26 protein-coding genes, 1 tRNA gene and 5 pseudogenes are annotated in these 26,873 nt (G+C 70.7%); 18 read left to right on the plus strand and 14 right to left on the minus strand.

Annotated elements, in window-relative coordinates; all coding sequences use genetic code 11:
* Positions 1-4 precede the first annotated feature (4 nt).
* Complete coding sequence (locus OG322_RS36745) at positions 5-1,504, plus strand: DNA-binding protein NsdB (protein ID WP_123466868.1); 1,500 nt, start codon at positions 5-7, stop codon at positions 1,502-1,504.
* Positions 1,505-1,640: 136 nt separating this feature from the next.
* Here OG322_RS36745 and OG322_RS36750 read toward each other — a convergent pair whose 3' ends face one another.
* Positions 1,641-3,098, minus strand: a complete 1,458-nt coding sequence (locus OG322_RS36750; protein ID WP_329307509.1) for a PP2C family protein-serine/threonine phosphatase — start codon at positions 3,096-3,098, stop codon at positions 1,641-1,643.
* Positions 3,099-3,433: 335 nt separating this feature from the next.
* A complete protein-coding gene (locus OG322_RS36755) occupies positions 3,434-3,592 on the minus strand; it encodes a hypothetical protein (RefSeq protein ID WP_164494570.1) in 159 nt (52 codons plus the stop codon).
* Between the two features lie 231 nt (positions 3,593-3,823).
* Here OG322_RS36755 and rpmG point away from each other — a divergent pair, with 231 nt between their 5' ends.
* Together rpmG and OG322_RS36765 are read left to right on the plus strand one after the other, a co-directional pair.
* Positions 3,824-3,988, plus strand: coding sequence for a 50S ribosomal protein L33 (gene rpmG / locus OG322_RS36760; protein ID WP_123466864.1), 165 nt, complete (start codon positions 3,824-3,826; stop codon positions 3,986-3,988).
* A gap of 79 nt (positions 3,989-4,067) precedes the next feature.
* Positions 4,068-4,331, plus strand: coding sequence for a type B 50S ribosomal protein L31 (locus OG322_RS36765; protein ID WP_123466862.1), 264 nt, complete (start codon positions 4,068-4,070; stop codon positions 4,329-4,331).
* Between the two features lie 88 nt (positions 4,332-4,419).
* Here OG322_RS36765 and OG322_RS36770 read toward each other — a convergent pair.
* From OG322_RS36770 to OG322_RS36785, 4 genes and pseudogenes are all read right to left on the minus strand, one after another.
* Positions 4,420-5,125 (minus strand): annotated as a pseudogene (locus OG322_RS36770) (YoaK family protein).
* Between the two features lie 171 nt (positions 5,126-5,296).
* Positions 5,297-6,670, minus strand: coding sequence for a cryptochrome/photolyase family protein (locus OG322_RS36775; protein WP_124286387.1), 1,374 nt, complete (start codon positions 6,668-6,670; stop codon positions 5,297-5,299).
* A 69-nt stretch (positions 6,671-6,739) separates the two neighbouring features.
* A complete protein-coding gene (locus OG322_RS36780; RefSeq protein ID WP_329307510.1) occupies positions 6,740-8,275 on the minus strand; it encodes an SDR family oxidoreductase in 1,536 nt (511 codons plus the stop codon).
* 295 nt (positions 8,276-8,570) lie between these two features.
* Positions 8,571-9,188: a sigma-70 family RNA polymerase sigma factor gene (locus OG322_RS36785; protein WP_123466856.1), complete on the minus strand. Its 618-nt coding sequence runs from the start codon at positions 9,186-9,188 to the stop codon at positions 8,571-8,573.
* A 173-nt stretch (positions 9,189-9,361) separates the two neighbouring features.
* On the opposite strand from OG322_RS36785, the gene OG322_RS36790 reads away from it, so the two are divergent.
* The 3 genes from OG322_RS36790 to OG322_RS36800 all read left to right on the plus strand — a co-directional run bounded on the left by OG322_RS36790 (position 9,362) and on the right by OG322_RS36800 (position 12,749).
* Entirely contained in the window at positions 9,362-10,339 is a 978-nt protein-coding gene (locus OG322_RS36790) for a MerR family transcriptional regulator (RefSeq protein ID WP_266412897.1), read from the plus strand.
* A 140-nt stretch (positions 10,340-10,479) separates the two neighbouring features.
* Positions 10,480-11,730: an NAD(P)/FAD-dependent oxidoreductase gene (locus OG322_RS36795; RefSeq protein WP_123466854.1), complete on the plus strand. Its 1,251-nt coding sequence runs from the start codon at positions 10,480-10,482 to the stop codon at positions 11,728-11,730.
* Positions 11,731-11,849: 119 nt separating this feature from the next.
* A complete protein-coding gene (locus OG322_RS36800; protein WP_443066578.1) occupies positions 11,850-12,749 on the plus strand; it encodes a VanZ family protein in 900 nt (299 codons plus the stop codon).
* 117 nt (positions 12,750-12,866) lie between these two features.
* Here OG322_RS36800 and OG322_RS41775 read toward each other — a convergent pair.
* Positions 12,867-13,244 (minus strand): annotated as a pseudogene (locus OG322_RS41775) (glycoside hydrolase family 6 protein); the annotation flags it as partial.
* A 2-nt stretch (positions 13,245-13,246) separates the two neighbouring features.
* Positions 13,247-13,528: pseudogene (locus tag OG322_RS41780) on the minus strand (glycoside hydrolase family 5 protein); the annotation flags it as partial.
* Positions 13,529-13,692: 164 nt separating this feature from the next.
* Between OG322_RS41780 and OG322_RS36810 the strand changes: the two are divergent.
* The 7 genes from OG322_RS36810 (at position 13,693) to OG322_RS36840 (ending at position 19,230) form a co-directional block, all read left to right on the plus strand.
* Positions 13,693-14,520, plus strand: coding sequence for a DUF4389 domain-containing protein (locus OG322_RS36810; RefSeq protein ID WP_329307511.1), 828 nt, complete (start codon positions 13,693-13,695; stop codon positions 14,518-14,520).
* Positions 14,517-15,032, plus strand: a complete 516-nt coding sequence (locus OG322_RS36815) for a DinB family protein (protein ID WP_123466849.1) — start codon at positions 14,517-14,519, stop codon at positions 15,030-15,032. The genes OG322_RS36810 and OG322_RS36815 overlap by 4 nt, the downstream gene beginning before the upstream one ends.
* Positions 15,033-15,146: 114 nt before the next feature.
* Positions 15,147-15,869 carry a DUF4230 domain-containing protein gene (locus OG322_RS36820; RefSeq protein WP_123466847.1) on the plus strand — a complete coding sequence of 241 codons (723 nt, stop codon included), beginning with the start codon at positions 15,147-15,149 and terminating at the stop codon, positions 15,867-15,869.
* A gap of 284 nt (positions 15,870-16,153) precedes the next feature.
* Positions 16,154-16,669, plus strand: a complete 516-nt coding sequence (locus OG322_RS36825; RefSeq protein WP_123466845.1) for a lytic polysaccharide monooxygenase auxiliary activity family 9 protein — start codon at positions 16,154-16,156, stop codon at positions 16,667-16,669.
* A 323-nt stretch (positions 16,670-16,992) separates the two neighbouring features.
* Positions 16,993-17,997 carry an alpha/beta fold hydrolase gene (locus OG322_RS36830; protein WP_164494571.1) on the plus strand — a complete coding sequence of 335 codons (1,005 nt, stop codon included), beginning with the start codon at positions 16,993-16,995 and terminating at the stop codon, positions 17,995-17,997.
* A 136-nt stretch (positions 17,998-18,133) separates the two neighbouring features.
* Positions 18,134-18,580 carry a nitroreductase family deazaflavin-dependent oxidoreductase gene (locus OG322_RS36835; protein ID WP_123469501.1) on the plus strand — a complete coding sequence of 149 codons (447 nt, stop codon included), beginning with the start codon at positions 18,134-18,136 and terminating at the stop codon, positions 18,578-18,580.
* 251 nt (positions 18,581-18,831) lie between these two features.
* Positions 18,832-19,230 (plus strand): DUF6221 family protein, encoded by a 399-nt coding sequence (locus OG322_RS36840; RefSeq protein WP_123466843.1) that lies wholly within the window; start codon positions 18,832-18,834, stop codon positions 19,228-19,230.
* Between the two features lie 134 nt (positions 19,231-19,364).
* Here the strand turns inward: OG322_RS36840 and OG322_RS36845 are convergent, their stop codons facing one another.
* Entirely contained in the window at positions 19,365-19,553 is a 189-nt protein-coding gene (locus tag OG322_RS36845; RefSeq protein ID WP_123466841.1) for a DUF6381 family protein, read from the minus strand.
* A gap of 196 nt (positions 19,554-19,749) precedes the next feature.
* Here OG322_RS36845 and OG322_RS36850 point away from each other — a divergent pair, with 196 nt between their 5' ends.
* Together OG322_RS36850 and OG322_RS36855 are read left to right on the plus strand one after the other, a co-directional pair.
* The gene (locus tag OG322_RS36850; protein WP_266412901.1) at positions 19,750-20,070 is read left to right on the plus strand and encodes a hypothetical protein; all 321 of its coding nucleotides are present in this window, start codon (positions 19,750-19,752) and stop codon (positions 20,068-20,070) included.
* 95 nt (positions 20,071-20,165) lie between these two features.
* A tRNA-Met gene (locus OG322_RS36855) sits at positions 20,166-20,239 on the plus strand.
* 171 nt (positions 20,240-20,410) lie between these two features.
* Here OG322_RS36855 and OG322_RS36860 read toward each other — a convergent pair.
* Positions 20,411-20,686, minus strand: coding sequence for an MmyB family transcriptional regulator (locus OG322_RS36860; RefSeq protein WP_329307512.1), 276 nt, complete (start codon positions 20,684-20,686; stop codon positions 20,411-20,413).
* A 7-nt stretch (positions 20,687-20,693) separates the two neighbouring features.
* Positions 20,694-21,074, minus strand: a complete 381-nt coding sequence (locus tag OG322_RS36865) for a MerR family transcriptional regulator (RefSeq protein WP_207315934.1) — start codon at positions 21,072-21,074, stop codon at positions 20,694-20,696.
* 53 nt (positions 21,075-21,127) lie between these two features.
* On the opposite strand from OG322_RS36865, the gene OG322_RS36870 reads away from it, so the two are divergent.
* Positions 21,128-22,240 (plus strand): alkene reductase, encoded by a 1,113-nt coding sequence (locus OG322_RS36870; protein ID WP_124286393.1) that lies wholly within the window; start codon positions 21,128-21,130, stop codon positions 22,238-22,240.
* A gap of 16 nt (positions 22,241-22,256) precedes the next feature.
* Here OG322_RS36870 and OG322_RS36875 read toward each other — a convergent pair.
* The 3 genes and pseudogenes from OG322_RS36875 to OG322_RS36885 all read right to left on the minus strand — a co-directional run.
* A pseudogene (locus tag OG322_RS36875) lies at positions 22,257-22,959 on the minus strand (GlxA family transcriptional regulator); the annotation flags it as partial.
* 147 nt (positions 22,960-23,106) lie between these two features.
* Positions 23,107-23,679 carry a GNAT family N-acetyltransferase gene (locus tag OG322_RS36880; RefSeq protein ID WP_124286394.1) on the minus strand — a complete coding sequence of 191 codons (573 nt, stop codon included), beginning with the start codon at positions 23,677-23,679 and terminating at the stop codon, positions 23,107-23,109.
* Positions 23,680-23,774: 95 nt separating this feature from the next.
* Positions 23,775-24,518, minus strand: a complete 744-nt coding sequence (locus OG322_RS36885; protein ID WP_266412906.1) for an AraC family transcriptional regulator — start codon at positions 24,516-24,518, stop codon at positions 23,775-23,777.
* A gap of 54 nt (positions 24,519-24,572) precedes the next feature.
* On the opposite strand from OG322_RS36885, the pseudogene OG322_RS36890 reads away from it, so the two are divergent.
* A pseudogene (locus tag OG322_RS36890) lies at positions 24,573-25,786 on the plus strand (MFS transporter).
* Between the two features lie 550 nt (positions 25,787-26,336).
* The gene (locus OG322_RS36895; RefSeq protein WP_329307513.1) at positions 26,337-26,771 is read left to right on the plus strand and encodes a GNAT family N-acetyltransferase; all 435 of its coding nucleotides are present in this window, start codon (positions 26,337-26,339) and stop codon (positions 26,769-26,771) included.
* Positions 26,772-26,873 lie beyond the last annotated feature (102 nt).

A 26,873-nucleotide genomic window follows, 5' to 3' on the forward strand; every position in this document is an offset into this window, starting at 1 on the left:
TGACGTGACCGGAGAACCCAACACCCGCCTGTCGGACCTGTTCGGCCTTGCCGGCTGGTCCAAGGGCGAACTCGCGAGAATGGTGAACAGGCAGGCGGCGGCCATGGGCCACCCCCAGCTCGCCACCGACACCTCGCGGGTGAGGCGCTGGATCGATATGGGGGAGTCCCCCCGTGATCCTGTGCCCAAAGTGCTGGAAGTCCTGTTCACCGAGCGGCTCGGTCGTGTCGTGACCATCGAGGACCTCGGGTTCGGCCGGCGCGGGCGTGTGGGGAAACGGCGAGAGACCGGGACGGAAGACAATCCCGACCAACTCCCCTGGGCGCCCGAGCGGACGGCAGCGGTCCTCACCGAATTCACGGGAATGGACCTCATGCTCAACCGACGCGGCTTGGTGAGCGCGAGCGCCGCGCTCGCCGCCGGCTCCACCATCGCCGGCCCCATGCACGACTGGCTGCACACCGACCCCGTACTGGCGGCCGACGCCCCACGCATCGACGACCCCGTGCACGCGGACCCAGCCGGTTTCGACCGGTACGAGGCCGCGCCCATCGGTTCGGAGGAGATCGAGGCGCTGGAACGGTCCGTGGAGGTGTTCCGCGCCTGGGACGCCTCCCGGGGCGGCGGCCTCCAGCGCAAGGCCGTGGTGGGCCAGCTCAACGAGGTGGGCGGCATGCTGGCCTACCGCCACCCCGACCATCTGCAGCGCCGCCTCTGGGGCGTGGCTGCCAACCTCGCCGTACTCGCGGGGTGGATGTCCCACGACATCGGCCTCGAACCAACGGCCCAGAAGTACTTCGTGATCGCGGCTCACGCGGCGCGCGAGGGCGGCGACCGGCCGCGCGCGGGCGAGGCCCTGTCCAGGGCGGCCCGCCAGATGGTCCACCTGGGCCGTCCGGACGACGCGCTCGACCTCATGAAGCTCGCCCAGTCCGGCTCGGGAGACATGGTCCTGCCGCGCACCCAGGCGATGCTGCACACCATCGAGGCCTGGGCACAGGCCTCCATGGGACGGGGCCAGGCCATGCGGCGCACCCTCGGCAGGGCCGAGGAACTCTTCATCTCGGACAAGGGCGATGTCCCACCCCCCAGTTGGATGCAGATGTTCGACGAGGCGGATCTGCACGGGATGCAGGCACTGGCGTTCCGCACACTGGCCGAGCACGAACCCTCGGCGGCCGCCACGGCCCAGCGCCACGCGAAGCAGGCACTCGAACTGCGGGTCAACGGGCGCCAGCGGTCCAAGATCTTCGACTACATCTCGCTCGCCTCGGCATGCTTCATCGCCGACGACCCCGAGCAGGCAGACCGCTACGCCCGGCTCGCCCTGGTGACGATGGGGGAGACCTCCTCGCACCGCACCTGGGACCGGCTGCGCGAGATGTACCGGCTGACGGGCCAGTTCGCCGGCTACGCGAAGATCGAGGACCTGCGCGAGGAGATCGAGCGCTCGCTGCCGCAGAGTTCCCTCATCAAACAGCGGACCAGGAGTTCCGAGATCTGACCCCAGGGCGCCACCAGGAAGAGGCGCCGTTCCTCAACACCTGTCCGGACAGCGCACCATGGGCCGCCGGGCGTTCTCGTACCAGTGCCGTGTGTTCTCCGTGTGCCCTTGCCTCCGCGCGCGGTGTGTCTGTGCCCTATGCCCCGATGCGGGCGATCAGCACACATGCGTCGTCCAGTCGCCGGGTGCCGCCGAACTCCTCGGCGACGGTCCGTACACAGTCCTGTGCCGTGCGGGCCTCGGCGAAGCGCGGCGCAAGTCCGAGCAGTGCTTCCGTGCCCGGACGGAGGCCGTTGCGCCCGTCGTTGGTCCGGGCCAGTCCATCGGTGTGGAGCACCAGTACATCGCCGGGCAGCAGGTGCGCCTCGTCCTGCTCGTAGGCGATCCCGGAGGCCGCTCCGAGCAGTACGCCGTCGGGCTGAGGGAGCGGGCGCCCGGTTCCGTCGCGGAACAGCAGCGGTGCGGGGTGTCCGGCCTGCGCCCAGTCCAGGGTGCGGGTCCCGGGGTCGAATCGGCAGCACACCGCGCTGCCGAGAGCGGGCTGGATCGATGTCTCCAGCAGCTGGTTCAGATGCCCCATCAGGGCCCCGGGGTCGATGCCGGCCACCGCCATGCCGCGCAGCGCACCGAGGATCATCGCCATGGCCGATGTGGCCTGGATGCCGTGACCGGTCAGATCGCCGACCGTGAGCAGCATCCTGCCGTCCGGCAGCTCCATGGCGTCGTACCAGCCGCCGCCGATCAGGTCGTTGGACTCGGAGGGCAGGTAGTGGGCCGCGATGTCCAGCGCTCCGGGCCCCTGGTCCGGGAGGCGCAGCGAACCTCGCCACGGCGGGAGCACGGCCTCGTGCAGCTCGACCGCGAGCCGGCGTTCCGTCCGGTCGATGTGCTGCTGACGACGGAGCGAGTCATGGGTGCGGTGCACCACCTGCTGGCTGCGCCGCAGCTCGCTGACGTCGCGCAGGACCGCCCACATGGAAGCGGTGCAGCCGTCCGCGTCGAGGACGGGCTCGCCCGTCATGTGCAGCGTCCGCGTCCCCCCGTCGGGGCGCTGGATCCGGAACTCGCCGTCTATCGGCTTCCCGTCGACCAGGCAGTCCGTCACCAGCGCGGTGAGTACGGCCTGGTCCTCGGGGAACAGCACGGAAGGGAGATCATCCAAGGAGAGCGGTCCGGCCTGTGCGGTCCGGCCGAAGATCTGGAGCAGTTCGTCGGACCAGCTGACCGCGTCCGTCAGCAGATTCCACTCGGCGCTGCCCACCCGGCCGATCAGCGAACCCGCGCGCTCCTCGTCGGCGGTCTCCTGACCTGCTCCCAGCGACAGCTCGGCCACGAGCTGTTCCGCGGCCTCCGGCGGCAGACCCTCCTTGAGCTGTCCCAGGTGCGCGCCGAGATCATCCAGGTGATGGACCGCCAGATCGCAGAGCGCGCGCTGCCAGCGCAGCTGCGGATCGTCCTCGTCGACCAGCACGGAGTCGCGCCGCACCGCGTCCACATCGCCGCGCAGCCGCCGCGTCCGGTTGATCAACGCGTCGACGGCATCGCGCTCGGGCGGCTGGGGGGCGGGGCGGTCCGCGGACAGATGGGACGGCATGACGTACTCCGATACAGGCGCGGTACAACCAGGTCTGAGGGTGGACCGAATACGACTGTCGCACAGCCGACTGGGGCCCGTAAGCGGTTTGGCAACACTCGATGCGTTCTTGCAGCTGGCATATGCCAGCGGCTGAGTGCCGCCGCGATCTTTCGAACAGCCTTGCTTTTGGAGGGTGTTGACGCAAGAAATCCGGCGCGCGGAGACGTTCGGTGCGCCTGTTCTGCGCGGGTTGAGCCGAACGCGCCGGGGCATGTGCGGGCCGGAAGTCCCACGGAGGGCGAGGGCTTCGGCCCGGGTGCTGCTGGATGTCGAGGCGGTGCCGCCGCGCCGCGTCAGCTGGCGGCGATACGGCCGTACGAACCCACCTTCCAGGTCCACTTGAGGGTCTCGCCGCGGAAAGTGGTCCAGCACTGCCTGCCGGGGCCGTTGTCGATGGCCGGCTTGATGTACATGTTCCGGCCGCAGTTGCTGGTCGTGTTCTTCAGGCGCATGGGTCACGTTCCTCGGGCGGTCGTTCGCAGTGCCGGGCACTGCGGTCAACGATCGTGACGGCCTCGCGTGACGGCTCGCCGAGGAGTGCCGGACGTGCGTCGGCCCGCTCCGGGGCCCCGGCCCGAACCGGGCGGGAATGCCCCCGGACACTCCGGCGTTGCACCGGCAGAACGAAAACGAATCCCGTTCCCATCAAGGGGAGGATTCGGTTCACGAGTACGGAGGTTGCCATGGCCCGAAGTGAAGCCCGTCCTGTCGTGACGCTCCGCTCGACCGCGGGGACGGGGCAGAGCTATGTGACGCGCAAGAGCCGTCGCAACAGCCCCGACCGGCTGGTCCTGCGCAAGTACGACCCCGCTGCCGGGCGGCACGTCCTCTTCCGCGAGGAGCGCTGACCGACGAGCCGTTCGCGGTTCGAGGGGGGGGCGGTCGTCCGTCCCCCCTGTGCCCTCGGTGACAAGGAAGGTACGCACAATGAAGTCCCGTATTCACCCCGTCTCCCGTCCGGTGGTCTTCCGTGACCGTGCCGCGGGGGCGGCCTTCCTCACCCGCTCGACCGCCGAATCCGGGCAGCGAGTGGTGTGGGAGGACGGCCGGAGCTATCCCGTCATCGATGTGGAGACGTCGTCGGCGAGTCACCCGTTCTACACCGGAGCGCGGCAGGTCCTGGACACCGCCGGCCGGATCGAGCAGTTCAACCGCCGCTACGGCAGTGGGGCGCCCGTCGGCGAGAAGTGACGCGCACCACCGCGCGACCTGCACGTCCGTGCCCTGGATCACAGTCCGGGGCACGGATTCCCGGGAACACAAGTTGGTGGTTTATCGTTCACCTATATGTGATGACGTGCTGAGCGTCCACACCAAGAACCGCCCCGGCTGGATTCCCCCGATCCGGCCGGGGCTTCCCCTTTGCCGGGACGCGGCACCCCCGTGCCGGCTCACCGCCGCCGCGGTACGGCCTCCACCAGCAGCGCCGCCGCCGCGAGAGCGGCTGCCGCCACGGCCCCGGTGTCCGGCCGGCCGCGCACGGCGAGTGCGGCCGCCGCGGCGCCCGCCACCACGGCGACCAGCCGGCCGACCACCCAGCCGTCACCCCGTCGCCACGCCCCCATGGCCAGCCGGCCGACGAGTGACGTCAGCGTTCCGGTGAAGTAGTTCGTCGGCGTGGCACGGATCCGGCCCTGGATCCCCATCGCGAGCCCCATGAGAGCCAGCAGGCCCAGCCGGTCCGCGTCCGACGTGATCAGATCCAGCCCCCACAGCACCGCACCCGCGGCGAGCAGTACCACCTCGACCGTCAGCATGACCGGCAGCCGCCGCCATACCCGCTCGCCCGTCACCGCACCCCAGGCCACCCCGCAGCCGTACGAGACGAGCGCCGTCACCACGCGCAGCGCCACCCCCTCCTCGCCCGCCCCGGCGGCCGAGGCCCCCAGCAGGACCAGGTTTCCCGTCATCACCCCGGCGAAGACCTGGCCGACGCAGATGAAGACGAACGCGTCCGCCGCCCCGGACGCCGCCGACAGGAGCAGCAGGGCCGCATGGCCGCGCGGCCCGTCCACGGAGTCACGGCCGGCCGGGTCGGTGGATGCGGTGGAAGTCGGCATGGCCGCATTTTCGCTGGCGTGCGGCCCGGCGGGGCGTGTTGTCCCCGGTGCGGCGTGCCGTGCCCGCCGTCCTGCGAGGGGGCGCGTCCGCGGAACTCACTCCAGACCGCGCGCCTGCCTGAACCGCGTCAGTCCGTCGGCCAGTTCCACCACCGGAGCCGGATACTCCAGGCGGGCGCGCTCCGCACCGCGCAGCTTCCACGGCTCGTGCACGGCGGGTCCGGCCAGTGCCGCCAGCTCCGGGACCCACCGTCGCACGTAGTCGCCGTCCGGGTCGTAGCGCTTGGCCTGGAGCACGGGATTGAGCACCCGGTTGGGGCGGCTGTCCGTCCCCGTCCCGGCCATCCACTGCCAGTTGAGCTGATTGTTGGCGACGTCACCGTCCACCAGCAGATCCAGGAAGTGCCGTGCGCCGACACGCCAGTCCACGTACAGGGTCTTGGTCAGGAAGCCCGCCGTGAGCAGCCGTCCCCGGTTGTGCATCCAGCCCTCGTGGCGGAGCTGGCGCATGGCGGCGTCGACCACGGGGTAGCCGGTGCGTCCCTGCCGCCAGGCCTCGATGTCCTCGGCGGCACCGGCCTCGGACCGCCAGTGGTCGTGCCGGGTGCGGTAGTCCAGCCGGGCCGCCGTGGGCCTGGCCGCGAGGACCTGGTGGTGGAACTCCCGCCAGCACAGCTGCCGGACGAACGCGTCGGCTCCGGCGCCACCTGCCGCGCGTGCCCGGTGGATCAGTTCCACGGGGGACAGGGTGCCGAAGTGCAGATGCGGCGAAAGGCGGGACGTCGCGTCTCCCGGCAGGTCGTCGTGCCGTTCCTCGTACGCCGCGAGCCCGTGGCGCCGCCAGGCCGTGAACCGCTTGCGGGCCTCCTGCTCACCGCCCTCGGCGAGCCCCGCCGAGACGCCGGGCACCGCGGCGCGGACCGGCACGTCCTGGGACCCCGGACCGTCCGGCACCCGCACCGCACGCGGCGCACCGAAGGCATCACGCACCCGCTCCCCTGACCAGCGCCTGAAGTACGGGGTGAACACGGCGAAGTGGTCCGAGCCGGCGGGGGTCACGGCACCGGGCGCGACCGCGGTGACCACGCCGTCGTGGACGTGCAGCCGTCCCCCGCCGGACTCCAGCGCCGTCCGCAGCCGTTCCTCGCGGCGACGGGCGTAGGCGCTGGCCCCCGCGGCCAGATGGACGTCGCCCGCACCGGTCTCGGAGACGATCCGGCACACCTCGGCGACCACATCGCCCGAGCGGATCACCAGCCGGCCGCCCCGCTCACGCAGCCCCGTGTCGAGATCCCGCAGACAGTCGGCGAGGAAGGCGCGGCGGTTTGGGGCGCCGAACCCCACCGCGTCGATCCCCGTGTCGTGGACGAACAGGGGCACGATCTCGTCCGAGGACGCGAGCGCGGCCCGCAACGGCGGATGGTCGTGCAGACGGAGATCGGCGGTGAAGAGGACGACCGCTACGGTCATGGCGCAACTCCCGGTCGGGGGCATGGACGTGCTCCTGTTCCGTCCGCAGGCCCTCGGCGGATGCATTGGTCACCGGGACAACGCGCCGTGTTCTCCCGCTCCCGAGGAAGACGGCACCGCCGCGGCAGCCCGGGCGATATTGCGGGCCATCCCGCCGAACACGATCGCGTGGAACGGCGACACGCTCCACCAGTACGCATGGCCGAGCAGCCCGCGCGGATGGAACAGGGCCCGCTGCCGGTAGTGCGCCCGGCCCCGCTCGTCCCGTTCCGCGTACATCTCCAGCCACGCCAGGCCGGGCAGCCGCATCTCCGCGCGCAGCCGCAGCAGCCGACCGGGCTCGATCTCCTCGACCCGCCAGAAGTCCAGGGAGTCACCCACCCGGAGCCGGTCGGTGTCCCGCCGCCCTCGGCGCAGGCCCACCCCTCCCACCAGCCGGTCGAGCCAGCCGCGCACGGCCCAGGCCAGCGGGAACGAATACCAGCCGTGATCGCCGCCGATTCCCTCGATGACCTTCCAGAGGGCCTCCGGCGACGCGTCCACATCGAGTTCCCGCACATCCGAGTACAGACTGCCGCCGGCCCAGTCGGGGTCGGTGGGCAGTGGGTCGCTCGGTACCCCGGGCACCGACGCCGAGGACCACCGGGTGGAGACCTGGGCCTCGCGCACCCGCTGGAGGGCCAGCCGCAGCGCCCTCTCGAACGTGAAGGGCTGCCCCGGCCCGTCGGGCACGTACTGCGTGATGTCGTGCTCCTGGCACACGACCTCGTACCGCAGCGACTCGGCGAGCGGCCGCGCGATCGACCGGGGAACGGGCGTGACCAGCCCGATCCAGTGGCTGGACAGCCGTGGCGTCAGCATCGGGACGGGCAGGATCAGCCGGTGCGGGAGGGCCGCGATCTCCGCGTACCGCTGCATCATCTCGCGGTACGTGATGATGTCCGGCCCTCCGATGTCGAAGACACGGCTCGCCTCCCGGGGCATCCGGGCGCTGCCGACCAGGTAGCGCAGCACGTCCCGGACCGCGATCGGCTGGATCCGGGTGGACACCCAGCTCGGCGTCACCATGACCGGCAGCCGCTCCGTGAGATAGCGCAGCATCTCGAAGGAGGCCGACCCGGATCCGATGATGACCGCTGCCCGCAAGGCGGTGGTCGGGACCCCGGAATCCAGCAGGATCCTGCCGACCTCGGCTCGCGAGCGCAGATGCGGCGAGAGTTCCCGCTCGGGTACGCCTGGTGGCGTGAGGCCGCCGAGGTAGACGATCCGGCCGACGCCGCGCGCGCGGGCCGACTCGGCGAAGACCGTGGCCGACCTCCGGTCCGTGTCCTCGAAGTCCGCGCCGGTCGTCAGCGCGTGCACCAGGTAGTAGGCCACGCCGATGTCCGCCATGGCCGACGCGACCGTGGCCGCATCGGTGACATCACCCCGCACGACCTCGACATCCCCGGCCCATGGGTAGTCCCGCAGCTTCTCCGGGCTGCGCGCCATGCAGCGGACCCGGTGCCCGGCCTCCAGGAGTTCCGGCACCAGCCGGCCCCCGATGTATCCGGTGGCCCCCGTCACCAGGCAGTGCAAGGGCTTCTCCGTGCTGTTGCTCCTCATGGGATCTCCGCATCGGCTGGGGTGCTGCTCGGTTCACCGTGCCTCGTTGTCGCGCGTCGCGCTCCTTGAGGCGCCCGGATGCGGTGACGGGACTCCGGTTCACCCCGGAGACGGCGGAGGCGGTGACGCTGTGGACGCGGTGCCCATGCTCCCATCCGCGCATCTTCGGAGCACGATGCGTCGATTGTGCATCGGTCATCGCTCGGCACCGGTCATCGCTCGCAGCCGGCCACTTCGCCGTGCCGGGTGCTCGGGTGCTCGGGTGCTCGGGTGCTCGGGTGCCGCTCCGTTGCGGTCACCGCTCCGCGTCGCGGCCGGACATCGAACGCCGGATCCGGCGCAGCGCGCGGCGCACATGGCTCTTGACCGTGCCGAGCGGGAGCCCTGTCAGCTCGGCGATGCGGGTCTGGGGGAGACCGTCGTAGTAGGCCATGCGCAGGATGCGGCGCTGTACCTGGGGCAGCTTCCCCAGCTCCGTACCGACCAGGACCCGGTCCAGGGCCGACTCCGGACGTCCGGCCGCGCCGGTCTCGTCGAGCTGCAGCCGCGCCGCCGTCGCAGCGGCCAGTTCGCCGCGGCGGGTGCGGGCGGCGAGCGCGTCGGCGATCTTGCGACGGGTGATGCCGACCAGCCAGCCGGGCAGCGGGCCGCGCTCGGGGCGGTAGCCGAGCCTGCCGCGCCAGGCGGCCATGAAGACCTGCTGGGTGACGTCCTCGGCCTCCCGGCTGTCGCCCAGGGACCGGGCCGCCAGGGAGTGCACGAGGGTGCCCCACCTCCGGTAGGCAGCGGCGAAACAGTCCTCGCTGCCGCGCAGCAGACCGGCGGCCAGCTCCTCGTCGGCGAGGTCCGTCGCGACGCACGGTCGCGGGCCCGGCCCGCCGGGCAGCGTGTCCTGCGGTGCGAGCGCGGTCATGGCTGTCCTTCCTCCGGGCGGCCCGGCCCAGGAGCGGGGTCTCCCGCTGCGGCCGGCCGGAGTCGTCCGGTGTGCTCTCCGGGGCCCCTCCGACGGACGCCCCGGCCAGGAGCGTTCCAACAGGGGACTCGCCGGGACAACCTGCGTCGATTCTGCGTCGTATGATCAAACGCATGCCGTCCTCCACGGAACGCGCTCGGGTGGGCACCACCGGCCACGGCCTGACCACCGGCACAGTGGCACGTCGGCTCGGCGTCGCGCCGACGACACTCCGGACCTGGGACCGGCGCTACGGCATCGGCCCCGCTCGCAGGCACGGTGGCAGGCACCGGCGGTGGACGCCCGAGGACATCGCCGTACTGGAACGCATGTGCGAGCTGACGAGTTCCGGCGTGCCCCCGGCGGAGGCCGCCCGCACGGCGCTGAACGGAACTCCCGACCCTCAGGCCCCGGCTGTCACACCCCATGTGCTCCCGGCGTCCTCCGGCACGAAGCCGGACGGGCTCGCCGCGGACGTCGCACGCCAGGAACGCCGAGGGCTGACGCGCGCGGCACTCCGGCTGGACGCGTGGACCATCGACGACCGGCTTGCCGCCGTGATCGGCCGGTACGGACTCCTGGCCGCCTGGGACCAGGTGATCATGCCGACGCTCCACGCGGTGGGACGCAAGTGGCAGACGTCGGGTGAGCGCTACGTCGAGGTCGAGCACCTGCTGTCCTGGCACGTCTCCAGCGCCTTGCGGCGGGTGGCCGCACAGCCGGCCGCCACCGACGGTGCCGGGCTCGCCCTGCTGGCCTGCACACCGGGCGAGACGCACACCCTTCCGCTGGAGGCGCTTGCCGCAGGTCTCGCCGAACGGGGCCTGGGCGTCAGGATGTTCGGCGCGTCGGTGCCGGGCGAGGCACTGAGTGAGGCCGTGCGCCGGATCGGCCCGTCGGCCGTGGTGCTGTGGTCCCAGTCGCGGAACACGGCGGCGCGCCCGCTGGCGCACCACGTGGCATCGATCGAATGGGGTGTACGGGGCGCCCGGACCCGCCCGGCGGTGCTGATCGCGGGCCCCGGCTGGGCGGGCGCCCCGCTGTCCGGTACCCACCACCCCCAGGGACTCGGTGAGGCGATCAGGCTTCTCACCGGATTCTGCGAACCATGAGACGCGCGCTCGCCGGGATGCCGCGCCGGACCGGCTTGAACTGGGAACATGCGCGGTGAGGCCGGACCGCCCCGGGCGTACGGTCCGTTTCCCGGCCGGGTCCCAGCCACGGTCACCAGCCCGTGCGAAAGGCGAATTCCATGGCGAACCCTGCGGGACCCCGGCCCGATGCCATCGTGATCGGAGCAGGAGCGGCGGGCCTGGCCTGTGCGACCGATCTGGCCGCCGCCGGTCTTTCGGTCCACCTCCTGGAGGCGTCGGACGAGGTGGGCGGCCGGATGCGTACCGACCGGCGGGACGGCTTCCTCCTCGATCGCGGCTTCCAGGTGTTCAACACGTCCTACCCGCAGGTCAAGAAGCGCCTGGCACTCCGAGACCTGCGTCTGCATCCCTTCACGCCGGGCGTGCTCGTGCAGACCGGGACCGGTGGCACCGGCAGAGTCCGGTTCAGCGACCCGACCCGCCGCCCGGGTGCCGTCCGTGATCTGTTCCCCGGACGACTGGCCTCCGGCCGCGATCTGATGGCGCTCGCGGTGCTCTCGGCCCGCGACATGTTCGGCCCGGTGAGCGGAATCAGACGGCGCCCCGACCGTACGACCCTCACCGAACTGGCCGACGCGGGTATCTCCGACGAGCTCGTCCGGACCCTCTTCCAGCCGTTCCTGTCGGGTGTCTTCCTGGAGGACGAGCTGGAGACCTCCTCCCGCGTCTTCCATCTCGTCTGGCGCAGCATGCTGCGCGGCAGCCTCTGCCTGCCCGCGGCCGGGATCGGAGCCGTTCCGGCAGCGCTGGCCGCAGGGCTGCCGCCGCGATCACTGTTCGTGGACACCCCCGTGCACAGCCTGACCGACGACGGTGTGCTCGGCGAGGACGGATCGGAGCGTCCCGCGCCCGCGGTGGTGGTGGCGACGGGCCCCGAAAGGGCCGCGCATCTGCTGCCCGGCCTGACGGTTCCGGGGACCCGCACCGTCACGACGTACTACCACGTGGCCGGTTCACCCCCGCTGCGGGAACCGACCCTGCTCGTCGACAGCAGGCGGCGCTTCCTGAACACAGTGGTACTCAGCGAGGTCGTTCCGGCCTGTGCACCGACCGGGTACGCCCTGGTTTCGACGTCGGTGCTCGGCCCCGACACCCCGGGCAGGGAAACGCGGATCCGCCGGGATCTGGCGGAGGTCCACGCCACCGACACCGCCGCCTGGGACCTGCTCGCCACGTACTCGGTGCCGGGAGCTCTGCCCGCCATGCCGCCCCCGTGGCCGTTGTCCCGCACCTCACGGGTCGGCCCGGGCCGGTACGTGTGCGGGGACCACCGTGCGACCGGATCGGTGCAGGGAGCGCTCGCGTCCGGGGCACGCGCGGCCCGGGAGGTGCTTGCGGACCGGGTCTGAGCGAGGGTCCCGGCTGCTTCGTCGTACGGGTTCAGCCTCACGGCGTCGAAGGGAGCGACAAATCCGCGCAGACTCAAGCGGCCAGGTGTGGTCCGACCGGACGGGGGCACTCGTCGCCCATGAACGCAGAGGCTGAGAGTGGTGCGCAGAGCGGAACGCGGCGTAGAACGTGGGGAAGCGTTCTCCTGCAGGTGACCTTCCTGGTACTGGCCTTCCTGGCCATGGTCGGTTTCTCGGTTGTGCTGGCGAAGGTGACGCTCACGCCGTCGCCGGCCTCGGAGGAACTGGTGAAGTCGAACCTGCGGCCCGGCCGCTCGCTGCGGCAGTACGCCGAGGACTACACCTTCCTCGCCGCCTGTAAACAGGCGGGCGGAAACCTGGTGCTGGGGATGCCGTTCGGCGTACTTCTGCCCATCCTCGTGCCGCGCCGCCTTCGGATGATCCGCATGGTCCTGCTGACCGTCATGGTCATCGCGATTGTCGAACTCGTGCAGGGAGCACTCGTCGCGGGACGGGCCTTCGACGTCGACGACGTCATTCTCAACACGACCGGAGCGCTCCTTGGCTATCTGCTCCTGGGGCGTCGCCTGAGCCACCGCTACCACGTGCTCGCGGACGGACCGGAACCGGAACCGGCTCCTGAGCGCGCCCGTGCGCCGAAACCAGCCGGGCCCGGCGCGGCCGGACGCGACGGGCGCGGGACGGCGTCACGCCGGCGGCCGTGGCAGGGGACATGGGCGAAGACCACGGCACCGACGAAGCCGGCGACGAAGGCCGGGGCGGACGCGAAGCCCCGGCCCAAGCCGAAGCCGAAGGCCGATACGACGTCCAAGCCGAAGACCTCTACGAAGCCCAAGCCCAAGGCCACCACCGATACGAAGCCGAAGCCGAAGGCCGGCGCGAAGCCCGAGGCCGCGGCGAAGGCCAAGTCCTCGGCCGCAGGCGGCAGGACCGCGCGCGACGACCGGGGCCGCAACGGTCCGGGCCGTGCGCTGCTGGACCGGTTCCGCAGCCGCTGACCGGGTCCGGGCCGGCCCCGGTCGTTCCCCGGAGCCTCTCCCCGGCCGTGCTCGGACGGCCGGGGAGAGACGGAGAGACAGGGCGGCGGGGCAGCGCGCCGGGTGGACGTTCTTCACCGTCGGGTCGTACATCCGGTCGAAGTCCTTGCCGTAGTCACTCGGGATCTCCTTGCCGGAGCAGTCGGACTCGTCCGGGGGCTCATCCACACGTACGCGTCGATCCCGGTCTCGGGGGCGGCATGGCGGGCGTTCGCCGAGACCCGCGCTCTACTGCTTGCATCAGTTGCCCAGGGGGATACGCCGGTCGTAGCGGCCGCCGTCCACGTAGGTGTCGACGCTGGTGTTCGCGCCCGGACCCGACGGCCGGTCCGCACCGCGCGAGCCGATGCGTGAGGTGTCGATCAGCATGCCGATGCCCGGGCCGAAGCCGACCGGGAGGAGCTGACGGCGGAAGCCCTGCGCCAAGGACAGCTCGTCCGTGCAGCGGTTCCAGTCGCCCACTTCATGACGCGGTCGACGGACGCGTGCGAGCAGGTGTTCTCGCCGATCTCACCTGCTACGAGAGGAACTTCGGCGGCGCCCGGCGCGCGCGTGGAGTTCCAGCAGTCCTCGTTCGCGCAGGTGTTGAAGTGGCAGACGTGCCATGCGGCGGCGCGATTGTCTGCCGGGTCGTCCGGCCGGCGGCCGAGCCACCGGCCGAGGCCGTTGGAGTACGCGAGACCGCCGGTCAGGAGCAGGTTCCTGGCGCCGGTCGCCCGTACGGCATCGACCAGGTCCTCCGGACGGCTGTGCGCTGTTCCCCCTGTGCGAAGGGGCCGCCGGGCCCGGACCGGCGGGCACCCGATCGGCCCGCGGCCGTTTGCGGGCCGCCTTCCCCGGCCCGAGCGTGAGGAGACGCCGAGTGCGCAGAGGGCGTACGGATCACCTGTCGAAGGGGAGCGCCATGGCCGACGCCCAGTGGAGCCCGGGGCGAAGGGCGGGGGACGCGGACGAATTCCTGCCCGTGCTGGACCTCGTCGAGCCCGCACGTCAGCGTCGGCTCACCGTCTTCTTCCGTCTGCTCCTGCTGATTCCGCATTTCTTCGTGCTGCTCGTCCTGGAGATCGCGGCCTTCTTCACCGCCGTGTTCGGCTGGTTCGCCGCCCTTGCTCTGGGCCGGCTGCCCGAGCCCGTCTTCCGCTTCCTTGCCGGTGTGCTCGGCTACCGCACGAGGGTCGCAGCGAGCGGCATGCTGCTCATCGACCGCTATCCGCCCTTCGCGCTGAACCCGCCGCCCGGCTATCCGGTCCAGATCGACGTCCGCCCGACCAGGCTGAACCGGCTGGCCGTCTTCTTCCGGCTGATCCTGGTGATTCCCGCCGCCATCGTGCAGAGCCTCGTCACATCCGGCTGGTACGTCCTGGCGATCGTGTGGTGGCTGATCACGCTGATCCTCGGACGTATGCCCCGCTCCCTCTTCGAGGCCACGGCGGCCACGCTGCGCTACGAGATGCGCGTCTTCGCCTACGTATCGATGCTCACTCCCGCCTACCCCAAGGGTCTCTTCGGCGAGGACGCGCTCTCCGTACCGGAGGGGCAGGGGCGCTCCGCCACCCGGCCGCTGGTCATGAGCAGCGCGGGCAGGGCGATGCTGGTGCTCTTCCTGGTGCTCGGGCTCGCGAGTGCCGTCACGGCATCCGTCACCAGGTCGTCGTCCGACGACACCGACATGTGGATGCAGACACAAAGGGCTCGCGTGGCGCACCCGTCAACAGGCATGATCGCGCGATGACGTGGACAGCACCTGAAGCAACGCGTACCGGCGGATCACTCGTCGCGGGTGAGCGCGAGATGCTCACCGGATATCTCGGATGGTTCCGCGGCACCCTCCTGCACAAGTGCGCCGGTCTGACCGGCGAGCAACTCGCCGAGCGGACCGTGGAACCGTCGAACCTCTCGCTCCTCGGACTCGTACGCCATATGGCCAAGGTCGAACGCACCTGGTTCAGGCAGCGCTTCGCCGGGCAGGTGATTGAGTCGATGTACGACCCGAAGAAGGGCAAGGACGCGGACTTCGAGGACCTCGATCCGGCCGCCGCCGCCCAGGACTACGCCCGCCTGGTGGAGGAGTGCCGGCTGGCGGACGAGGTCGTCGCCGGTGCCTCGTTCGACGAGACCTTCACCCATGACGGCGAGGTCTACTCCCTGCGGATGGTGCACATCCACATGATCAGCGAGTACGCCCGCCACATCGGCCACGCCGACCTGGTGCGAGAGCGGCTCGACGGCGTCACAGGGGCATGAGGGCGGGCCCGGAACCGGCCCGGCGCGATCGAGCCGTCTGTATCAACGTACGGAATCGGGCGGAACCGCGGCGGCCGGCGGAGTGAATCCGGGCGGCCGGGTCACACGGGGAGTATGACCTCCACCGACTTACCGACAGACGTACCGGGCAAGCCCGGCGAACCAGCGGGCGGCGGCCACGACAAGGGCCCCCGCCACACCCGCCGATGGGGGAGGGCGGCCGCGCTCTGCGCGGTCGCCGTCGCGCTGCTCCTCCTCGGCACGCGGCTCAGCCTGCTGCCGGGGCTGGGCGACATCTTCGGCGAGAAGACCCAGGACCGCTCGGGTCCCGCCGTGCTCAAGTCGATTCGTGACATGAGCCGATACGAGGCGGCGGCGGGCAACTTCCAGGTCGTCGTCGATCTGGAGAAGGACACGAAGTTCCTCCCGGACGCGATCCGCGGCTCCCGCACCCTGTACGTCGGCGCGGGCACGGTAGGTGCCTCCGTCGACCTGGGCGACGTCACGGACGGCGGAGTCGTCGTCAACAAGGACCGGACCACGGCCGAGCTCCGGCTGCCGCACGCCGTCCTCGGGAAACCGGCGCTCGATCCGGACCGCTCCTACGCGGTGTCCAAGCAACGCGGCCTCTTCGACCGGATCGGGGACTTCTTCTCCGACAATCCCGGCAGCGAGCAGGCGGTGAACAAGCTGGCGGCCCAGCACATCGGCGAGGCGGCCAAGGAGAGCGGCCTGACACGGCGCGCCGAGAAGAACACCACCGCCATGCTCCAGGGGCTGCTCGGCTCGCTCGGCTTCAAGGAGGTCACGGTCCACTACGGTGACGCCGGCCGGTAGGCGAGGCCACCGAGCCGGCTCAGCTCCGTTCCTCAGCTCCGTTCCTCGACCCTTCTCCGCAACTCCCTTTCGATGCAGCACCCTTGACGGCTACGCCTCGATAGGTGTGGTCTAGTCCAAGTGCAGGGACGGCGCCGGGCACCCGTATTTCCCGGGGTATGTCCGGTCATGGATCCTGCCGTTCCCTTCGCGCCTCTTGGCCCCACACTCGAGAGGCTGGACTGCCGCTGTCGGGCTCCCCACACTCCGCCCGCGCGCAGCGATGCCTCATGTGAAGGAGAAGCATGCACGCGAAAAGGAAGACCGCCGTAGCCGTCGGTGCCGTTCTCGCACCGGTACTCGCCCTGACCCTTCCGGCGGGCCCGGCCAGCGCCCACGGCTACATCTCGTCACCCCCGAGCAGGCAGGCGCAGTGTGCCGCCGGAACGGTCAGCTGCGGTGACATCAGGTACGAGCCCCAGAGCGTGGAAGGCCCCAAGGGGCTGACCAGCTGCAGCGGCGGCAACAGCCGGTTCGCCGATCTCGACGACGACGCCAAGGGCTGGAAGGTCACTCCGGTGAGCGCCAGCACCTCGTTCCAATGGGTACTGACGGCCCGTCACTCCACCAGTACGTGGCAGTACTTCGCGAGCGGACAGAAGATCGCCGAGTTCAACGACAACGGCGCCCAGCCCGGTGCGACCGTCACCCACCAGGTGAACTTCGGCAACCTCAAGGGCCGGCAGAAGGTCCTCGCGGTCTGGAACATCGCCGACACGTCCAACGCCTTCTACGCGTGCATCGACGTCAACGTCAGCTGAGCCCGCACGCACCACCCGGCCCCGCCGGACGGCTGTGGCCGGGCACAGCGCCACCATCGGCGGGCAGGTAGGAGAGAGGACCCCCGCCCTGCACAGGGCGGGGGTCCTCGCTGTGGCATCGCGATCCGGCCCGTCGCACCGCGACGCGTGACGCGGCGGGCCGGACGGGGTCAGGGGCTTCGTCGACACGGACCGGCCCGGTGAACCGGCCAAGCGGTACCCGGATGGTCGGCCCCGTCACCCGCCTGCTGTCCGTGCCGCGCCGATTCGGCCGGGCACGGCAACGCTGAGTCCGTCACCGCGTCTGCAGAATCGGGATCAGCATGCTCATATCGAACCGCCCCGGACCGGGCCTCCGCTCGCTGAGCCGTTCACGTCGCGGATACGCCCTCGCGGCCGCGCTCACCGCGGCGGTGTGCGGGGCAGCGGCGCCGGCCGCGGCCGGGATGGCGTCCCCCACCGCACCGGGCGAGGACGGAGGCGTCAGGCCCACGGTGGTGCTGGTGCACGGCGCGTTCGCCGACGCGTCGAGCTGGAACGGCGTCGCCGAGCGTCTGCAGCGTCGCGGATACACCGTCGTCGCCCCGGCCAATCCACTGCGCGGGCTGGCAGTCGACTCCGCCAGTACGGCCGAGGTGCTCAGGCGGATCGCCGGCCCGATCGTCCTGGTCGGCCACGCCTACGGTGGTGCGGTCATCAGCAGCGCGGCGGCAGGCAACCCACAGGTCAGGTCGTTGGTCTACATATCCGCGTTCATGCCGGACAGGGGCGAGGCACTCGGCCCGCTCGGCTCCCGGTTCCCGGGCAGCGAGCTGGGTACGGCGCTCAGACGCATGCCCGTCCGAAACGCGGACGGCGGCCAGGGCACCGACCTCTACATCCAGGACAGCAAGTTCCATGACATCGCTGCCGCCGACCGGCCCACGGCCTCAGCCGCGGTGATGGCAGCCTCCCAACGCCCCGTGAGCACTTCGGTATTCGAGGAGAAGGCCACGGCAGCGGCCTGGCGAACCCTTCCGTCCTGGGTGCTGGTCGCCGGCCGGGACAAGGTCATCGCCCCCGATCTGGAACGCTTTCAGGCCAGGCGTGCCCACGCGCACACCATCGAGGTGAACTCCTCGCACATGGCCATGGTCTCCCGCCCCGAGACGGTCACCCGCCTCATCCTCGCCGCTGCCGGTGACCCCTCGACCGCGGACGGGCCGCTCGCCTCGACGGGAGCCAGGACGCTGGTGCTCGCGGTGATCGGGAGCGCCGCGGGACTGACGGTGTTCGTGGGCGGCGGCCTGGTGGCGGCCGCACGCGTACGCAGCGGCTTCGGACGCTGACACCGCCGCTGACACCACCCGGCGCGACACGTCGGCCGGGGTGGGATTTCAGGGCGGCCGATGCGGTTGAAGCCATGATGAGGAACTGCGGCCGATGAAGTGTCACGGCCGGATCGTCGACGATGGGACAGAAGTCATGCCTCTCCAGGGTGAGTACGAGCCGAGCCCCGCCCAGTGGGTTCGGGACCAGGTCGAGCAGTACGAGAGTTCAGGCGGAACGGAGGGGACGACGATGCGGGACATGCCCGTCATCATTCTGACCACCCGGGGAGCCAAGAGCGGGAAGATCCGCAAGACGCCGCTCATGCGCGTCGAGCACAACGGGGCATACGCCGTGGTCGCCTCACAGGGCGGAGCCCCGAAGCACCCGGTCTGGTACCACAACCTGACCGCCCACCCGCGCGCCGAACTGCAGGACGGGCCGGTCCGCCAGGACATGAACGTCCGGGAGGTGACCGGGGACGAGAAGGCGATCTGGTGGGAACGCGCTGTCGAGGCGTTTCCCGACTACGCCGACTACCAGAAGAAGACGGACCGGCAGATCCCGGTCCTCGTCCTGGAACCGGCGGAGACCGACCACTGATCAGTCCGGCACGGTAGGAGGACGAGCCGTCGCCGTACCGCTGAGCGCGCCTCGGAGGCTCCACCGGTTCCCTTGGAACGGTGGGGCCTCCGGCTGTCTCTCCGGCCGGCCGGGAACAACTGCTCAGCAGCCCCGCACGCAACGGCGGACACGGCCGGGCGATGAGCTGCTATGGGGCAGGGGACGCGGCGGGATACTCTCCAGCACGGCCCCTTGAGGTGCGGGGCCGAGTGGGAAGGATCCAGAACCTGATGACAGACAATTCCTACCTGGTCGCGTTCGTCCGGGCGCGTCTCGACGAGGAAGAAGAGATCGCACGAGTGGCCGGGGGCGAGGGGTGGCGGTGTCCGGCCGAGGTGCCGGGCGAGATCCACGACCGGACCGGCGCGATCGCGTTCAGCCTGAGGACGCACGGCTACAACCACCACATCGCCCGGCAGGATCCCGCGCGAACCATTCAGCGCATCGAGACGAGCCGCGTTCTCCTGGACGAGTACGCGGAGGTCGCCGAACTGGACACCGACCGTCCCGACCGGGACTTCGCCTCGGGGCGTGCCTTCGGGCTGGGGTTCGTGGTCCGGCAGATGGCCGCGGAGCACGCGGGGCACCCCGACTACCAGGTGAAGTGGCTCCCGCGGTTCACGCAGTAGTGCCGCGGCCCGGTTTCCGTGCGACGTACGGGCCTGGCCGGCGCACGCCGGCCGGGCCGCCGATCCGGCCGGCCGCCCCCGCCCGTATCCACCGCACCCCTCGAACGGCCGCCGCCGGATCTCACGAGGCGCGCTCAGAGGGGATTCATGCCGCCGTCACCCTTGGTGCTCACCTGATCACTCCGCTCCTTGAGGCGGCGCGCCTTGTCCTGGAGCCGCTCCCGCTCCTGTGGGTCGGAGGCCCGCTCGGCCGCCTCCTGCATTTCCTGCGCCTTGGCGCGAATACGCTCGGCGCGGCCTCCGGATTCATCCGCAACGCTCATGATCACTCCTGGATCTCGGGGGAGAGCCGACGCCACCAGCGAATCAGCGCTCCCGCGTACCTGCATCTCGAACGGTGACCGACTGCTACGGGTACGCGGCGGGCGAGTATGCCGCCGGGGCGAAAACCACCCGCCCGGTGTCGTGGTTGTTCAAGACGGTCCGGACGAACGCTCCTGGGCTCGCAGCACGGGAAACATGGTTCTGCTGACGGGTGTCCTGCCCAAGGCCGGTGATGTCATCGAGGGCGTGGGCGCCGACCAGTTGGGCCTCCGGACCGTCATGGGGCACCTGACGCATGGCTGGGACCTGGCGACCGCCACGGGGCAGCCGATTCCGTTCACCGAGCAGGAGGCCATGGAGACACTCGCCCGGGCGGAGGCCACTCTGCCACCGCAGTACCGGGGCGAGCACATGCCCTTCGGCCCCATCGTTCCCGTGGCCGAGAACGCTTCGGCCGTCGACCGGATGGTGGCATCCATGGGGCGTGAGCCGGGGCCGGCGCCGAGGAATTCCTGAACCGGTGCGCCACGGCGAGCACGGCGGGACAGCGGGCCGGGCCGGGCGGTGGTCGGGGCACCCGCCGAAATGGCGTACGGTGGTGATCACAACGACGCGGGGTGGAGCAGCTCGGTAGCTCGCTGGGCTCATAACCCAGAGGTCGCAGGTTCAAATCCTGTCCCCGCTACTTTCGAAGCAGGGCCCGGAACCATACGGTTCCGGGCTCTGCTGGTTTCTGCCGTCGGCCGTCGCGGCTTCGGACGGCCTGCCGGCCAGTCGGCCCGGCCGCGGCGCATGTGCTGATCAACAACACCGACGCGTTCACCGCTCTCTTTGCCCGGCCGATGGCCCGGCCGGGTCACCGCTGGGACGACCGGCTACCGACGACGGGCAGGAGCTTGTCGTGGCTCTTGCTGCCGGGGGTGGCGGTGCAGAGAAGGAGGGCCTGTGCCTGGTTGGCGTCGTGGAGAACCTGGCACTGGAGTTCCAGGACACCGAAGTCAGCGTGCTGGATGCGCCTGCGATCCCCTTCACGGCGCACGCCGGTCCCGTGCGCTTTCCACGGGGCGGCGAACTCCTCGCTCTCCGCGCGCAGGCGTCCACCACCTCGGCGACGCGGGGGTCGGCTCCGCATGGCGTCCCTAGTCCGCAGGATCAGGGGCGATCCTGTCCGCCGCGGTGTCGATGACCTGCTCCAGGACTTCACGGGAGCGGAGCAGGTCGTCGACCGTCCGGTCGATCCGGTCCCGCTCGGCGGTGAGTTCGGCGACCAGTTCCGGGGTGGCGCGCACCGAGGGGCCGCCGTCCTCGTCCCGCATGCACGGCAGGATCCGCACGATCCTTGAGCTGTGCAGCCCGGCTGCGTAGAGCTCCTGGATGCGGATGACGCGATCGACGGCGCCGTCGGAAAAGTCCCGGTGGCCGCCGGGCGTCCGATTCGCTGCCAGCAGGCCCTGTTCCTCGTAGTAGCGCAGTGAGCGCTCGCTGACACCTGTGCGTGACGCCAGTTCCCCGATGCGCATGCCTCACCTCATGACTTGAACCTGACATCAATGTCACGTTCTACGTTACCGGCATGACGAACACACAGCAGGCCCCCGCCGTTTCCCGGCTCTTCGAGACCGCCCGCCTCGGCAACCTGGAACTGTCCAGCCGACTGGTGATGGCGCCGCTGACCCGTAACCGCGCCGGGGCCGACGGGGTCCCGGGCGAACTGATGGTCACCCACTACGCGCAGCGCGCCTCGGCCGGTCTGATCATCGCCGAGGCCACGACGCCGAACGCCGTCGGCCGGACCTACCCACACATCCCCGGCATCCATGAGTCCACGCAGATCTCCGGCTGGCGTCGGGTCACCGACGCGGTGCGCGCCGCTTCCGGCAGCCGGATGTTTCTCCAGTTGCAGCACGGCGGCCGGGTCGGCCATCCCGACACCAGCGGCCACATCCCGCTCGCCCCGTCCGTCGTACGGTTCCCCGAGGCGCTGCACACCCCGAGCGGGCTGCAGAGCGCCGTCGCGCCCCGTGAGATGACGGTCCGGGACATCAGGTCCACCATCGCCGACTTCGCCACCGCCGCCCGAAACGCCGTCGAGGCCGGCTTCGACGGTGTGGAGGTGCACTCCGCCAACGGCCATCTGCTGCACCAGTTCCTGGCGAAGAACACCAACCGCCGGACCGACGGGTGGGGCGGACCGGTGGAGGGGCGGATCCGGTTCACCACCGAGGTGGTCCAAGCCGTCGCCGAAGCCATCGGCCCGGACAGGGTCGGCGTACGGATCTCGCCCGGACTGGGTGTCAACAGCATCGAGGAGGGCGACACCGAGGACATCTACCGGGCGCTTCTTCCCGCCCTCGCGCGCATCGACCCGGCCTGTCTGCACCTGATCCACGCAGACCCGGACAGCGCGCCCTTCGCGGAGATCCGCAAGGCCTGGCCCGGCACGCTGATGGCCAACCCGGTGCTCTCCCGCGAGGAGGTCGCGGCCGACGGCGGCAAGCGCAAGGGCGAGCGCCTGCTGGCCGAGGGCGCCGACCTGATCGCGCTGGGCCGGGGCTTTCTCGCCAACCCCGATCTCGTCGAGAGGCTGCGTACGGGCGCGCCACTCAACGACATCCGCCCGGAGTTCCTGATGCACGTGCACGGGGCGGAGGGATACAACGACTACCCCTCGCTGGACCGGCCGTGAACCCGTGCGGACCGGATCACGGCTGCTCTTCACAACGGGCGCCGGCGGCCCGGGGCTCAGGGCCGCGGAAGGTGTTGCGACAGGCCCGTGGCGGGACACCCAGCGTGGCCTGGAAGTGCGGGCGCAGCGAAGCACCGGTCCCGAAGCCGGACTCGGCTGCGATCTGGTCGACCGCGAGATCCGTCTCCTCCAGTAGCTGCATCGCTCGTTGAAGGCGTTGCTGGGCGAGCCACTGGCCGGGTGTGGTCCCGCACTCCTGACGGAACCGCCGGTTGAAGAACCGCACACTCATCGACGCGGTGCCGGCGAGCTCCCGCAAGGAGAGGGGGCGTCCGAGGTTGTTCAAGAGCGGGCATCCGGGCGGCAGCGGTCGAGGAGTCGCTGGGGCCCGCGACGGGGCCCTGGATGTACTGGGCCTGCCCTCCCTCGCGGTGCGGAGGTGCGACCTCGGAGCGGGCGACCGCGCTGGCCACCGAAGCGCCGTGATCGGTACGGATCATGTGCAGACGCAGGTCGGCACCGCTTGCCACGCAGTGCGTGGTGGTCCGCCGCCCGGCGAGCGGACCCGCCGCGGCGAGGACGAAGGAGCCGGTGCAGATGGACGCGATCCGGCAGTGCGCCGGGATGCGGTCCAGCGCCCGCTTCAGCCGAGGGTCCAGCCCGCCGCGTGTCCGGGTGCCGTAGTCCTCCTGAGCCGCGGGCACGACGACCGTGCTTGCCCACGTCCCCTAGGTACCTACGACACGGTGTGGATCACCCTCGGAGCCCTCTGCCCATGGCCGCGCCGCTCTCCCTCGTCATCCCCGAGTGCTGTCACCCAGGGATCGCCGGCCGGTGGCGAGGCTGCCGCGCCCGGAGCCGATCCGTCAGCGCAGGTCGAGCCGCATCAGGATCCGGGGATGACCGGCGAGCACCGAGGTGGTGTCGGCGGCGTGGGTGAACCCGGCGCGCTCGAAGTTCTTCCGGAGCCCGGCGTACGCCATCGTCAAGTCGACCTTGGCGTCACCGTTGTCGAGGGGATACGCCTCGATCGCCGGTGCGCCCTGGGCGCGGGCGAACTCCACCGCACCCGCGATCAGCGCGTGCGAGATCCCCTTCTTGCGGTGACCGGGGCGCACACGGACGCACCAGAGGGACCAGACCGGCAGGTCGTCGACGTGCGGAATCCTACGGCTGTGAGCGAACGAGGTGTGCGAGCGCGGAGCCACGGCGGCCCAGCCGACCGGTTCCCCGCCGTCGTGGGCCAGTACCCCCGGAGGGGGCTGCTCACGGCACAACTCGGCGACGTACTCACCTCGGGCCGTCCCTCGAAGCTCGTTGTTGAGCTTCGAGGGGATCCGGTGGCTCAGGCACCAGCAGACGTTGGACCCGGGCGACTTCGGGCCGAGCAGCGTACGGACATCCCCGAAGACCGAAGCCGGGCGAACTTCAATGGTCATGCCACCACAGTGCCACGGGCCGTGTGACGAGGCTGCCGTGCAGCGCCGCGGCTCAACACTCCGGCGGCCCGGACTCCCGTGCGCGGGGCCGGCCGTCAGCGGGGCTGATGCGTTCCTGGGGTGTGCCCGAAGGCGCGGCGGAAGACATCGATGAACGCGCTGGCGGACGACCAGCCGCACCGATGGGCCACGGTGGTCACCTGGATGTTCTCGGCAAGCAGGACCAGGGCGTGGTACAGGCGCAGTTGGGTGCGCCACTGCGGGAACGTCATACCGAGATCGGACTTGAAGAGGCGGGAGAGGGTGCGGTCGCTGGCGCCGACCTCCCTGCCCAGGGCCGCAAGGGTGCGGTCATCGGCCGGATTGGTGCGCAGGATTTCGCACACCGCCCTCAGCCGAGGGGTGGTCGGGGTGGGCAGGTGCAGGGGCTCCTGGGGTGAGGCCCGCAACTGGTCGAGCAACACGGCCCGCAGCCTGCCGCGTTCAGGGGATTCGTCGTACGGGGTGCGCGTGTGGACGAGGATCAGTTCACGAAGGAGGGGGCCGACCGTCAGTACGGTCGGCTCGTCCAGGCCGAGCGGATTGTCACTCGCGGGCAGGCCGACCAGATGCAGTTCGAGTTCCCCGTGCGCCTGGTGGGCGTGCACGGTGCCGGCCGGTACCCAGATGGCGCGTGTGCCCGGCGCGATCCACGTGCCCGTGCTGGTTGTCACGGCCAGCACGCCCCGGCCCGCGTAGACGATCTGGTGGTCGTCATGGCGGTGGGCGTCTATGGCGGCTCCGGGCGCCAGCCACTGAGTGCGGGTCGGCGCCACGGGCTCGTGGCGGATTTCCGTCATTGGCTGGCAGCATATCGGAAGCGCGTCAAGCCGCCCGGCGATGAACATGGCCATGTGCCCAGGAACAAGACCATCATCATGCTGTCGGTCGGCCACGCCTGCGTGGACATCTACCAAGGCGCTGTCGCGTCGCTCGTCCCGTTCTTCGTCGCCGAGCGCGCCTACAGCTATGCCGCGGTCTCGGGTGTCGTGCTCGCCGCGTCCCTGCTGTCCTCGGTGGCTCAACCGGTGTTCGGCGTGCTCACCGACCGCAGGGCGATGCCCTGGCTCCTGCCGGTGAGCACGCTCCTCGGCGGACTGGGTATCGCCCTGAGCTGCCTGAGCGGTTCCTACGCCTTGACGCTGACGTTCGTGGCGGTGTCCGGTGTCGGCGTCGCCGCCTACCATCCCGAGTCCGCCCGCGTAGCGCGGCTTGTCAGCGAGGGCAGCCATTCCGCGATGGGCTGGTTCTCCGTCGGCGGCAACGTCGGCTTCGCCGCCGCACCGCTCATGGTCACCGCTGTCGTCGCTTCCGGCGGTCTGCGTCTGGCGCCGCTGTTCGTGGTGCCGGCCCTCGTCGGCAGCGTCCTGTGCCTGCCCGTGCTGCGCGCGCTGGAGAAGACGGAACGCGGTGGCTCCGGCGGTGCGGCCGGGACGGGCACCGACGACAAGCTCTCGTTCGTGAAGCTGTCGCTGGCCGTGGTCTGCCGGTCCATCGCCTTCATCGGCCTGAGCACATTCATCTCGCTCTACGTCAAGCAGCGTCTCGGCGGCGGTACGGCGGCGGGCACCGCGGCACTGTTCGTGCTCTATCTCGGCGGCGCGGTGGGCTCCGTACTGGGCGGCAGCCTGGCCGGCCGCTGGAGCCGGGTCGCCGTCGCCCGCTGGTCGTACCTCGTCTCGGTCGCCGCCGTCGCGGGGGTCGTCTTCGTACCCGGCCCGGCGATCTACGTGTTCGTGGTGCTGACCTCCGCCGGCCTGTACGTCCCCTTCTCGCTCCAGGTCACGCTCGGCCAGGACTACCTGCCCACCCGCGTCGGGACCGCCAGCGGGATCACCCTCGGGCTGACCGTCAGCATCGGCGGCCTGGCCGCCCCCCCCTCATCGGCAGTGTCGCCGACGCGACCTCCCTGCGCACCGCCCTGACCCCCCTGATCCTGATGCCCGCTCTGTGCTGGCTGCTGTTCCGCACACTGCCCGAACCCGCCGCGCCGAAGCTCTTGGCGGCGGCGCGGCAGACCGGAGACGACACGGATGCCGAACTCTCGCCCTCCCGCGATCACCGCTGACGCGGCGGACCAACCCGCACGTCCGGCGGCCGGACGGCCGAAGCGGGCCGAAGACGTGAACGGTTCGTCGGGTACGCCGTCGCAGGACACCTGCCCCCTCCAGGACCGGGGCTGCCAGGCTGCTCGGCGACAGCCTTCGTGGCAGTTGCTGTCGAGGCACTCGACGTCGGCAGGTGAGGTCGAGTACTGCCGGTGCACCTGTGACGCGGTGGTAGTCCTTCGGGAGGGCGAACTCGCGGCATTTAAATCTGGCGGTGCCTGTCCTACCTCTGAACAGCACAACGGAGAGCCCGGAATCCACAGGACCCGCGACTCGGGAACGGTCCTGTCCGGGCGCCTGAGGCGATGCCGCGGTTTCGGCTTCGTCCCGCCGGGTGAGCGCTCACTGATGCCCCGAGGAGGAAGCCCTCCCGGCTGTCGCTCCACCCGCGAAGTGGCCCGGCCAGGACACATCGGCGTCGCCGTGATCGATGACACTCCGCGAGATCTGCCCAGCCGGGTCGCCGGTCCACCGACCCGGCAACTCGTAGGAGCCGATAGATTCCGGAGCATGATCGTTGAGGCCGAGATTGTTCACGAGACGACCGATGAACTGGTGGAGGCGTTTGCCCGTCTTCTTCCGCAACTGTCCTCCAGGGCCGTTCCTCTGGACCATGAGGCAGTGAGGACCTTGACGGACTGCAGCACCAATACGTTGCTGGTGGCCCGGGGCGAGGGCGTGATCGTCGGGATGCTGACGCTGGTGATGTCACCCTTGCCGTCCGGTCTGCGGGCTCACATCGAGGACGTGGTGGTCGACGCGGGCGCACGTGGCCACGGCGTCGGCAGGGTTCTCATCGACCGGGCCCTCGAATCGGCGGCGGACGCAGGAGCGCGGACGGTCGACCTGACGTCGCGTCCATCGCGCGAGGCAGCGAACCGACTCTATGAACGAGCGGGATTCCAGCAGAGGGATTCGAAGGTCTTTCGATTCACCCTGGACTGATGGTCCTGCGTCTCAACCGATACGAGAGAGGGGGAGCGGGACGACCTCAGCAGAACCGCATTACCAGGAGCCGAGGTCACGGGCACACCGAGTCCTGGTGCG

It is taken from the genome of Streptomyces sp. NBC_01260 (genome assembly GCF_036226405.1).
Lineage (GTDB): Bacteria > Actinomycetota > Actinomycetes > Streptomycetales > Streptomycetaceae > Streptomyces > Streptomyces laculatispora.